At 67.7% G+C, this 9,576-nt stretch carries 9 protein-coding genes and 1 pseudogene; 4 read left to right on the forward strand and 6 right to left on the reverse strand.

The genetic code is table 11. The features are described 5' to 3' along the window. A pseudogene (locus tag ACFWF3_RS12640) lies at positions 1 to 720 on the reverse strand (12-oxophytodienoate reductase); the annotation flags it as partial. 114 nt (positions 721 to 834) lie between these two features. Here ACFWF3_RS12640 and ACFWF3_RS12645 point away from each other — a divergent pair. Further along, positions 835 to 1,266 (forward strand): MarR family winged helix-turn-helix transcriptional regulator, encoded by a 432-nt coding sequence (locus ACFWF3_RS12645; protein ID WP_378990102.1) that lies wholly within the window; start codon positions 835 to 837, stop codon positions 1,264 to 1,266. Positions 1,267 to 1,287: 21 nt separating this feature from the next. Here the strand turns inward: ACFWF3_RS12645 and ACFWF3_RS12650 are convergent, their stop codons facing one another. Next, positions 1,288 to 2,022 (reverse strand): ATP-binding cassette domain-containing protein, encoded by a 735-nt coding sequence (locus ACFWF3_RS12650; RefSeq protein ID WP_379313796.1) that lies wholly within the window; start codon positions 2,020 to 2,022, stop codon positions 1,288 to 1,290. A gap of 258 nt (positions 2,023 to 2,280) precedes the next feature. Here ACFWF3_RS12650 and ACFWF3_RS12655 point away from each other — a divergent pair, with 258 nt between their 5' ends. Further along, positions 2,281 to 3,282, forward strand: a complete 1,002-nt coding sequence (locus ACFWF3_RS12655; protein ID WP_379313797.1) for an AraC family transcriptional regulator ligand-binding domain-containing protein — start codon at positions 2,281 to 2,283, stop codon at positions 3,280 to 3,282. On the opposite strand, the gene ACFWF3_RS12660 is transcribed toward ACFWF3_RS12655, so the two are convergent. Beyond that, entirely contained in the window at positions 3,272 to 3,457 is a 186-nt protein-coding gene (locus tag ACFWF3_RS12660; protein ID WP_378652994.1) for a hypothetical protein, read from the reverse strand. The genes ACFWF3_RS12655 and ACFWF3_RS12660 overlap by 11 nt on opposite strands. A 218-nt stretch (positions 3,458 to 3,675) precedes the next feature. On the opposite strand from ACFWF3_RS12660, the gene ACFWF3_RS12665 reads away from it, so the two are divergent. Then, the gene (locus ACFWF3_RS12665; RefSeq protein WP_379313798.1) at positions 3,676 to 5,511 is read left to right on the forward strand and encodes a glycoside hydrolase family 15 protein; all 1,836 of its coding nucleotides are present in this window, start codon (positions 3,676 to 3,678) and stop codon (positions 5,509 to 5,511) included. Between the two features lie 77 nt (positions 5,512 to 5,588). Here ACFWF3_RS12665 and ACFWF3_RS12670 read toward each other — a convergent pair whose 3' ends face one another. Beyond that, positions 5,589 to 5,957, reverse strand: coding sequence for a VOC family protein (locus ACFWF3_RS12670; protein WP_378990107.1), 369 nt, complete (start codon positions 5,955 to 5,957; stop codon positions 5,589 to 5,591). 68 nt (positions 5,958 to 6,025) lie between these two features. On the opposite strand from ACFWF3_RS12670, the gene ACFWF3_RS12675 reads away from it, so the two are divergent. Further along, positions 6,026 to 7,246 carry an AI-2E family transporter gene (locus ACFWF3_RS12675; protein WP_379313800.1) on the forward strand — a complete coding sequence of 407 codons (1,221 nt, stop codon included), beginning with the start codon at positions 6,026 to 6,028 and terminating at the stop codon, positions 7,244 to 7,246. A 17-nt stretch (positions 7,247 to 7,263) separates the two neighbouring features. Here ACFWF3_RS12675 and ACFWF3_RS12680 read toward each other — a convergent pair whose 3' ends face one another. Then, positions 7,264 to 8,523 (reverse strand): MFS transporter, encoded by a 1,260-nt coding sequence (locus ACFWF3_RS12680; RefSeq protein WP_379313801.1) that lies wholly within the window; start codon positions 8,521 to 8,523, stop codon positions 7,264 to 7,266. Positions 8,524 to 8,583: 60 nt separating this feature from the next. Then, on the reverse strand, positions 8,584 to 9,576 hold a 993-nt coding region (locus tag ACFWF3_RS12685), incomplete at its 5' end, for a helix-turn-helix transcriptional regulator (RefSeq protein ID WP_379313802.1).

The raw sequence follows: 9,576 nt of genomic DNA on the forward strand, positions 1-9,576 counted from the left end.
GGCCTCCTGCTTCCACTGCGAGTAGCGGAAGATCACCGGGAACTCGGGCGAGACGACCGCGCGGACGGCGGCCACCAGCTCGGCCGCGAACCTCGTGCGGGCCACCGCGTCACCGCCGTACACATCGTCGCGGCGGTTCGTGCGCTCCCAGAGGAACTGATCTAGCAGATAGCCGTGCGCACCGTGCAGTTCGACGCCGTCGAAACCGATGCGCTCGGCCGCCGCGGCGGCCTCGGCGAAGGCGCCGATGACGTCGTCCAGGTCACGCTGGGTCATCGCCTTGCCGGTGCCCTCGGTGCCGTCGACGCGAATGCCGGAGGGACCGACGGCGGGCGCGTCGACATAGGGCTGCTCGCCCTGATTGCGCACCATGCCGATATGCCACAGCTGCGGAACGATCGTGCCGCCCGCCGCGTGGACGTCCTCGGCGACCTTCGCCCACCCCGCCAACTGCTCCTCACCGTGGAACCGCGGCACACTATCGCTCTGCCCGGCCGACTGATGGCCGACGTAGGTTCCCTCGGTGACGATCAGACCGACACCCGCGGCGGCGCGGCGGGCGTAATAGGACCGAACATCGTCACCGGGAACGCCGCCGGGCGAGAGCATCCGCGTCATCGGCGCCATCACGATGCGGTTCGGGACAGTCAGGCCGTTCAGTGTGACGGGCCGCGACAGGATCTCCGCCGTGCGGGAGGCCTCGGACTGGGTGACGATCACTGGATACTCCTCAGAGGTACTTGACAAAGTCGAAGGTTGAGAACTTCAAGCAATGCCCCCACGCTAGAGGCAGATATTTGAGATAGTCAAGTTTCTGCGGATAAGCTGACTCTCATGGAAGAAGCTGCGCGCGTCGATACGGCCCAGCTCATGGAGCTGCTCTCGGTGGCGCTCGGCGTCTATTACGGGGACTTCACCGCGGCGGCGGCGAGCGAGAACCTCACGGCCAGTCAGGGCAAAACGCTGACGGTGCTGCGCCGAGGGCCTGTTGCGATGCGCGCCCTGGCCGAGACCCTGTCCTGCGACGCGTCCAATGTCACCGGGATCATCAACCGGCTGGAGAAGCGCGACCTCGTGCGCCGCGAGGCCAGTGCGTCCGACCGGCGCGTCACTCATCTCGTCATCACGCCCGAGGGCGAGCGCGTCACCGATACGATCCGTGCGAAGATGCAGTCGACGCAAGACGGCCTGAAGAAGCTCAGTGACCGAGATCGAGATTGCCTGTTCGCCCTACTGGAGCGTGTTTTCGTGACCGGCGCCGACTGAGCTGCCGATCGCGGCGCCGCGTCAGAAGGACGACCCGAGCAGGGTCCGCACGAAGGTGTCGGTCGACTTTCCGAGCTCTGCGGTCGTTCCCGCGGCGAGGACCCGGCCCGCGTGCAGGATCACCATTCGGTCGGCGACGCCGCCGTGAGTCAGCATCTGCACCTCGTTGCTGACCACGAGTACCGCCGCACCGGAGTCGGCGTAATCACGCAATGATCGCCACACCCCGTACGCCGTCGCCCTGTCGAGAGAATTGGTCGGTCCGTCTGCGATGAGGACGCGCGGAGCCGGCAGCAGCGCGGCGGCGAGCGCGGCGCGCTGGATCTGACCTCCCGAATGCTGATGTGGCAGAAGGTCCGAGGCCTCGGCCGGATACTGTGCGGCGGCGCACGCTCGCTCGACACTCCACGCTCGATGGCGCCGCTCCAACGCCCGCAATTGGGCGCCTACCGTTTTGCCCGAGTCGAATGCCGTCACACCTTCTTGCGGCACATAGCCGACGACGCCCTCACGTAGGGCCGCCCATCGCTGACCGTCGACAGCCACACCGTCGACCAAGACCTGGCCCCGATACTGCGCGGCGGCGGGCAATCGTCCCGCGAGAGCCGAAGCGGCCATGGACTTTCCGGCGCCGGGCCCACCGAGCACAGCGGTGATCTGACCGGCAGGCACCACCAGATCGACCTCCGTGAGCACGGTTTCGCTCCACCGCGCGGTGTCGACACGGACGGTCAGGCAGCACAGTTCCACGGTCACAACTCACCATGGCACGCTCGAGTACCGAGCATCCACCGTTCGCAGGATGCCATCGGAGCCCATCGCACGACCGCTGCCATGATTGCCGACCAGAATCGCGATTGCTTTCGCGACCTGCGCGGAACTGGTAGAACCGGATCAAACACGAGGTGCCGATCGCGAAGCGCCGAGACGTTCGCCGACAGACTCTCCCTATCGGTCGACGCCTGCGGCTGACGTAAACGTTCGCAGATCGGCACGCTGCCACGAGGAGACGTCATGGCTACCGACCAGAGCTTGCTGCACCGTTTCGTCATTTCCCAGCTCGGCGCAGCCGGGCTCGATCGTGCGCAGCTGATCCGGGACACCGGGGTCCCGGATTGGACGATGACCGGCCACGACGTGCATCTACCCAGTGCGACGTTCTCCCGGCTGTGGGAGGTCGGCGAACATCGTCTCGGCCCGGACGTCGCGCTGCAGGTGGCCCAGCGCTACGAGCTGTCCAGCCTCGGGCTGTACGACTATCTGTTCGCGTCCGCGCCGACGCTGGGAGCCGGGCTGGCCACCTGCGGTCCCTACATCACCGCGGTCACCACCAATCACCGATTCGACCTGGTCACCGAGACCGAGGACGAGTCCACCCTGTACCTCGAGATGCTCGACGGCGAAGGCCGTGGCAGGGACCACACCCAGCTGTGGGGTCTGTCGGCCGTCCTGAGCCGCGCGCGCCGGGTCGTCGACGATCCGCTGAACCCGGTGCGTGTCTCACTGCGTCAGGCCGCTCCCGCGCACGTGGACCGCTTTCGTGCCGTCTTCGGCTCCGCCACACTGGAATTCGACGCACCGGCCGACTCGATGACTTTCCGCTCCGCGGACCTGAATCTTCCCCTGACCACCGCTGATCCCGTCCTGGCAGCGGTTCTGGAACCGCTGGCCGCCGCCCTGGCGCCACCGCCGACCCTTGCCTCGGCCTGGCCCGCACGAGTGGCCGACGCGGTGGACGAGGCCATCGACGGCGGGGCGGTCTCGCTCGACAGTGTCGCCCAGATCCTCAACATCAGCCCTCGCACGTTGCAGCGGCGGCTGGCCGAATCCGGCACCACCTGGCGGGCCGAACTGGACCGGGCCCGCAGCGCGAGGTTGTCGCGAGCGGCGTCCGGAGGCTCGCTCAGCGGCACCAAGCAGGCGGAACTGCTCGGCTACTCCGACGCGGGCTCGCTGCGCCGGGCTGCCCGGCGCTGGGAAACAGGGTCGCCTCCGGTTCGCAACGTCACGTCCTGAGGTAGGTCGAGGCGATCTGCCAGAACGTTTCCCGCTCCAGCAAGCGGAAGTCCCACCCGTCGATGAGGTCGCGGAACGTGGCGACGATACCGGCTACGTCGAAGTCGTCGCGGGTCGCGGTTCCTTTCGACTCCAGCGCGGAAATCACGTAGACAGTGGCACTCTCCCTTGTCACCGCACACTCCCATCGTTCACTCACCGACCATCCGAACGTAAGTGTCGAATTACCTCGCGGCCACGACAAGAACAGAACGCGCCAATCTCGTGCCGAACACGCCAACCTCAGCTCCGAGGCGCGGGATTCACCCGTTCCGGATGAGGCCGACGCCGCCGTTCGCTGGTTGGCTGAAGCTCGCCGACCGCGCGAACGGCGGTCCGAGGCGAGGAGTGTTCGTGAACTCGTACCCGCCGATCGACGAGCACGGCATCGTCGGTGATCTGCAGACAGCGGCGCTGGTATCGGCTGCCGGAACGATCGACTGGTGGTGCGCGCCACGGTTCGATTCACCGAGTGTGTTCGCATCGCTGCTCGACAGCGAGAAGGGCGGACATTGCTCGCTCGCCGTCGACACCACCAACACGGTGACCGTCCGGCAGCTGTACCTGCCCGACACCGCCATTCTGTTGACGCGGTTCTCCGGACCCGACGGCGTGGGCGAGGTCGCCGACTTCATGGAGCCGATTCGCGGCACCGAACCGGCCGACCGGCACAGATTGGTGCGATTCGCGCGGGTGGTGCGGGGAAGCTTCACGTTCACTCTCGCCTGCCGCCCCCGGTTCGACTATGCCCGCGCCACCCACACCCTCGACCGAGTCGATGAACGAACCGCCGTCTTCCGTTCCGGCATCGCCGATCTGCACCTGCAATCCACCGACCCGATCGCGCTGCACCCCGACGGCGCCGACATCACCGCGCGATTCACCTTGTCCGCCGGTGAGCGAGCCGCGGTCGTGCTGACCACCGCTCCCGCGGGCGCGGACTTCTCGTCGGCACCGATGTGGGCAACGATCGCCCACGAGTTCGACCAGTGCCGTCGCTTCTGGCAGACCTGGTTGCGCTCGTCCACCTACCGCGGGCGCTGGCGGGACATGGTCAATCGGTCCGCGATCACCCTCAAACTGCTCACCTACGCCCCGACCGGCGCGCCGATCGCCGCGGCCACCATGGGATTGCCCGAACAAATCGGCGGCGAACGCAATTGGGACTACCGCTACACCTGGATCCGCGACGCCTCGCTGTCGGTGCGGGCGCTGAGCGACCTCGGCTTCACCGAGGAGCCCTATGCGTTCCGTCGCTGGCTGCGCGACCGGGTCGACGCGGGCGGCACCGCCTCCGGCGAACCCTTGCAGATCATGTACCGCGTCGACGGCGACCCACGCCTGGACGAAATAACGCTGCCCCACCTGGAGGGATACCAGGGTTCGGCGCCGGTCCGGGTCGGCAACGGCGCAGCTGACCAGATCCAGCTCGACATCTACGGCGAGGCAGCGGACGCGCTGGCGCAGGGGACCGATATGGCCGCCATCGCCGGTTGGCGGACATTCAGCCGCCTTGTCGACTGGCTCGCAAACAACTGGGATCGCCCCGACGAGGGCATCTGGGAAACCCGCGGCGGCCGCCAGGAATTCACCTACAGCCGCCTGATGACCTGGGTGGCCTTCGACCGCAGCATCCGCATGGCGAACGCGCAAGCCAGGCCCGCCGACGTGGTCCGCTGGACCGCCGAACGCGACGCGGTCTTCCGGCAGATCATCGACCGCGGCTGGAGCGAGAAACGCCAAGCGTTCGTGCAGCACTTCGCCACCGACGTCCTGGACGCCTCGCTGCTGCTCATGCCCCGGATGAGATTCCTGTCCCCCACCGACCCGATGTGGCTGAGCACCCTCGACGCCATGGACAAGGAACTCGTCAGCGACAGCCTGGTCTACCGATACGACCCCGAGGCGTCACCGGATGGCCTGCGCGGCACCGAAGGCACCTTCAACCTGTGCAGCTTTCTCTATGTCGAGGCCCTCGCCCGGACCGGCCGCTTGCAACAGGCCCGCTACGCGTTCGAGAAGATGCTCACCTACGCCAACCACGTCGGGCTGTTCGCCGAGGAGATCGGTCCCTCGGGTGAGCAGCTGGGCAACTTCCCACAGGCCTTCACCCACCTGGCCCTGATCGCCGCTGCCATCGCGCTGGACGAAGAACTCGATCGCGCCGAGGCCGAGCCCGCGCCGGACTGATCGGCTCACCCACATTGCGAACGAGTCAGACAGCGCAGGATGCACTTCATGCCATTGTGCACAGCATGCCACTTCGCTCAGCTCTCGGCGGCGACGACGCAGAACTCGTTGCCGTGCGGGTCCTGCAGCACGGTCCAGGCGAAACCGGGCAGCGAGTGTTCGCCGTGGACCGTAGCTCCCAGCGCCGTCAGCCGGGCGACCTCGGCCGCGCGAGCCGTGGTCTGGAAATCGATGTGCACCCGGTTCTTGGTCACCTTGGTTTCAGGAACCAGCTGGAACGCGAGATAACGCCCCTCCCCGAAACCGACGCCGGGCGGGGTGATCATGATGTAGTCCCCGGAGTCGACGAGGACCGTGTAACCGAGGGCGGAGCTCCAGAACTCGGCCAGTTCGGCGGGATCGTTGCTGTCGATGGTGATGCCGCCGACAGTGATGGTTTCCGACATGGACGAAACGCTAGGCCGTGGCACCGACAAGTTCCGATGGACGCGGCGCGCGTGCCAGACTGGGCGACGTGAGCGGGCCGGTGAAGAAAACCAGTGGGGCGCAACCGAACGACAAGCCTTCGCGTGAACGCGGGGACGTGATCGGTGGCGGGATCCTGTGGCTGGCCAAATGGGCGCTGTGCATCGTGGCGATCGCGGCGGGCGCATGGGTACTCGGCACGATCACCGCCCGGCTCTGGGTGGTGATCCTGCCCGTGGCGCTGGCGGTCGTGGTGACCACGATCCTGTGGCCACTGACCCGCTGGCTGATCCGGCGCAAACTGCCACCCGCGCTCGCCGCGTCGATCACGCTACTCGGGTTCGTCGCACTGCTGGCCGGGGTCGTCGCCTCGATCGTGCCCTCGGTGGCCGATCAAGCACCACAGCTCGCCGACAAGGCCACCGACGGGGTCAACCAGGTACGCGGCTGGATCCAGGGACCACCACTGCGCATCCGCGACGAGCAACTCGATTCCGCGGTCGAGGCGATCATCGGACGACTCCAGTCCAGCGGCGCACAGATCGCCAACGGTGTGTTCACCGGCGTGTCCACCGCGACATCGCTACTGATCACCCTGTTCCTGGTCCTGGTGCTGGTGTTCTTCTTCCTGAAGGACGGGCCGCGTTTTCTACCCTGGATGCATCAGGTGTTCGGCAACCGCAGCGGCCGCCACGTCGAAGCCGTTTTGGAGCGGGTGTGGGCGACTCTGGGTGGCTTCATCCGGACCCAGGCGATCGTCAGCATGGTCGACGCCGTCCTCATCGGCGCGTCGCTGTTCATCCTCGATGTGCCACTGGCGTTGGTGCTGTCGGTGATCACCTTCATCGGCGGATTCATCCCGATGGTCGGCGCGTTCGTCGCCGGTGCGCTCGCCGTCCTCGTCGCGCTGGTCGGCAACGGGCTCACCACGGCATTGATCGTGCTCGGCATCGTCATCGCGGTGCAGCAGCTGGAAGGCAATGTGCTGCAACCGGTCCTGCAAAGCCGCAGCATGGAACTCCACGCCGTCATCGTGTTGCTCGCGGTCACCGCGGGCGGCTCGCTCTACGGCATCACCGGGGCCTTCCTCGCCGTGCCCGTCGTGGCGATGATCGCGGTGATCATCCGCTACATCGGCGAGCAGATCGACATAGCCACCGGAGCACAACCAGCAGTCGACGAGCCCGATGCCGGCGAAGCCGAGACCGGCGAGGCCGCGGTCGCCTCGCCGGCATCCGGCTCCGGAGCAGCGCCCGACCCCAGCACCTAACCCCGCGCGCATCCGGCTCAGCGTCCGCCCGACATCTCCGCACGATCGCGGCCGTCCTCGGCTGCTCCGACACCGAACGAATCCGCGCTGATGCGCGACCGATCGGCCAGGGCGACCACGCCCGCCGCTGCCGTGGCGGTCGCGGCGGCAGCGACCGAACCAACCCAGCCGAACCAGCCGATCGCTGCCGCGCCGAACGCCGTGCCCAGGCTTCCTCCCACGAAGTAGACGGACATGTAGGCGCTGTTGAAGCGAGCCGGCGCGGAGGAATCGATGGCCAGCACCGCACTCTGATTGGCGACTTGCGCGGCGAACAGTCCGGCGTCGAAAAGGCCGAGACAGATCAGCGTCACCACGGTGTTCGACAGCGCGACGGACAAGACCACGACCGAGCTCAGGGCGAGCGCGAGACCGACCAGGATCACCTTCCGGTGGCCGACACGATCGGTCCAGCTGCCGGCGATCCTGGTGGCGAAGACGCCCGCCAGCCCCGCGCAGGCATACAGGCCGATCCGTTCGGGGGTATACGAGTACGGCGGCTGCGACAGCGCCACCGCGAGCCCAGCCCACACCGCACAGAACGCGAAGAACCACAGCGCGCCTCGCGCTGCCGCCCAGCGCAACGCGGCGAAGCGGGCGAACAGGCCGGGCATCCCCCGCACCGTATCCAGATATCCGGCAGCTGCCCGCCCACGCACCGCGGGCAGCACCACATACGACACTGCCGCCACCACGACACAGGGCACCACGAACACCAGCAGCATTGCGCGCCAACCGATCATCTCGGTGAGCCAGCCACCGACGATGCGCCCGGCGAGAATTCCGGCCGAAATGCCCGCGGTGACGATCCCCAGAACCGTGGCCTGCCGTTGGGGGGCCGCGAACCGCCCTGCCACCGAACTCAACTGAGCTCCGACCGCCGACCCCGCGCCGACCACCCCGATGACGATCCCCAAGGTCAACGGCGAACGGGCCGCCGCCCCGGCGACCGAAGCCAGCGCCAGCGCCGCGAACTGCGCCGTCACCACGGTGCGGGGTGCGAACCGGTCCACCAGCGGCACCAGCAACACCAACCCCGCCAGATAGCCGATCGGGCCGCAGGCCAACGCGGTGCCGATCGCCGCCGCGGAGGTGTCCAGCGATCCGGCGACCTCGGCGACGGCCGGTTGCAGCAGGTACACACTCGCGGTCGCCAGCGCGGCGGCCAGCGCCATGAACCACACCTCCGGCGCGCGCAACGCAATGGTCGAAATCTCCGGAATCCGTTCGCTGTCCATGGCACCGACGATAGGAATCGCGCCGCTTCGGATCCGGCGGAAAACGGACGGCACCGTCGGTCAGCCCGATGCGCCGTGCCCGCAACCCCGCAGGTCGTCGCGTGGTGTGATGGCCGCGGTGACTCGGTCAGCCAGCGCGCGCAGGTGCTGGATCAGTTCGGGCGGTTCGTGTACGTGGAATCCGAAACCGAAAAGCCCGGTGTAGACCGCTATTTCGTCGAGCGAGTTCGAGCCGGTGCGCAGCAGACAGTGCCCTTCGTCGATCGCTTCGATGACTCCGACAGTCGGCGGGATGCGATCCGCCGCCACGGCCGCCGACACCTCCAGCGTGATGCGGGCCTGATAGCGGTAGGCGGAGGTGCTGACACCGCGCGATACCCACCCGCCCAGGTCGACTTCGGGCGCCTCGCGTGGGGTGAAGCGTGGCCCGGTGGGGATTCGCGGGCGGAGTCGGTCGACGCGGTAGGTGCGCCAGTCCTGCTTCTCGACGTCCCAGCCGACCAGGTACCAGCGCCGCCCGGTGTGCACGAGTCGATGGGGCTCGGCTGTTCGCCGGACCTCGGCGCCGTCGTGGGTGCGGTAGTCGAACCGGAGCTGTTCGTGGTCTCGGATCGCGGCGGCGATCGCGGTCAGCACCTCGGGGTCGACCGTTGCGGTTCCGGCGGGCACGGTGACGGTCGCGGCGTGCAACGCCGAGACCCGGTGTCGCAGCCGTGACGGCAGGATCTGCTCCAGTTTCGCCAGCGCTCGTAGCGAACTCTCCTCGATGCCGGTGACCGATCCACTCGCGGCCGTGCGCAGTCCGAGGACAACGGCGACCGCCTCGTCGTCGTTCAACAGCAGCGGTGGCAGCTTGGTGCCCGCGCCCAACCGGTATCCGGCGGTGCCGGCCACCGCGTGCACCGGGTAGCCGAGGGTGCGCAGCTTGTCGATGTCGCGACGGACCGTGCGAGCGTCGACCTCGAGGCGTTCGGCCAGGTCGGCGCCGGTCCACACCCGGGGCGTTTGCAGCAACGACAGCAGTTCGAGGAGGCGAGCCGAAGTTTCCAACAC

Source organism: Nocardia sp. NPDC060220, from assembly GCF_042727815.1.
Classification (GTDB): Bacteria; Actinomycetota; Actinomycetes; order Mycobacteriales; family Mycobacteriaceae; genus Nocardia.

Excerpts from the sequence above, each read along its gene's own strand:
- ACFWF3_RS12645 (WP_378990102.1), top strand. The coding sequence starts at position 835 with ATGGAAGAAGCTGCGCGCGTCGATACGGCCCAGCTCATGGAGCTGCTC.
- ACFWF3_RS12655 (WP_379313797.1), top strand. The coding sequence starts at position 2,281 with ATGGCTACCGACCAGAGCTTGCTGCACCGTTTCGTCATTTCCCAGCTC.
- ACFWF3_RS12670 (WP_378990107.1), bottom strand. The coding sequence starts at position 5,957 with ATGTCGGAAACCATCACTGTCGGCGGCATCACCATCGACAGCAACGAT.
- ACFWF3_RS12680 (WP_379313801.1), bottom strand. The coding sequence starts at position 8,523 with ATGGACAGCGAACGGATTCCGGAGATTTCGACCATTGCGTTGCGCGCG.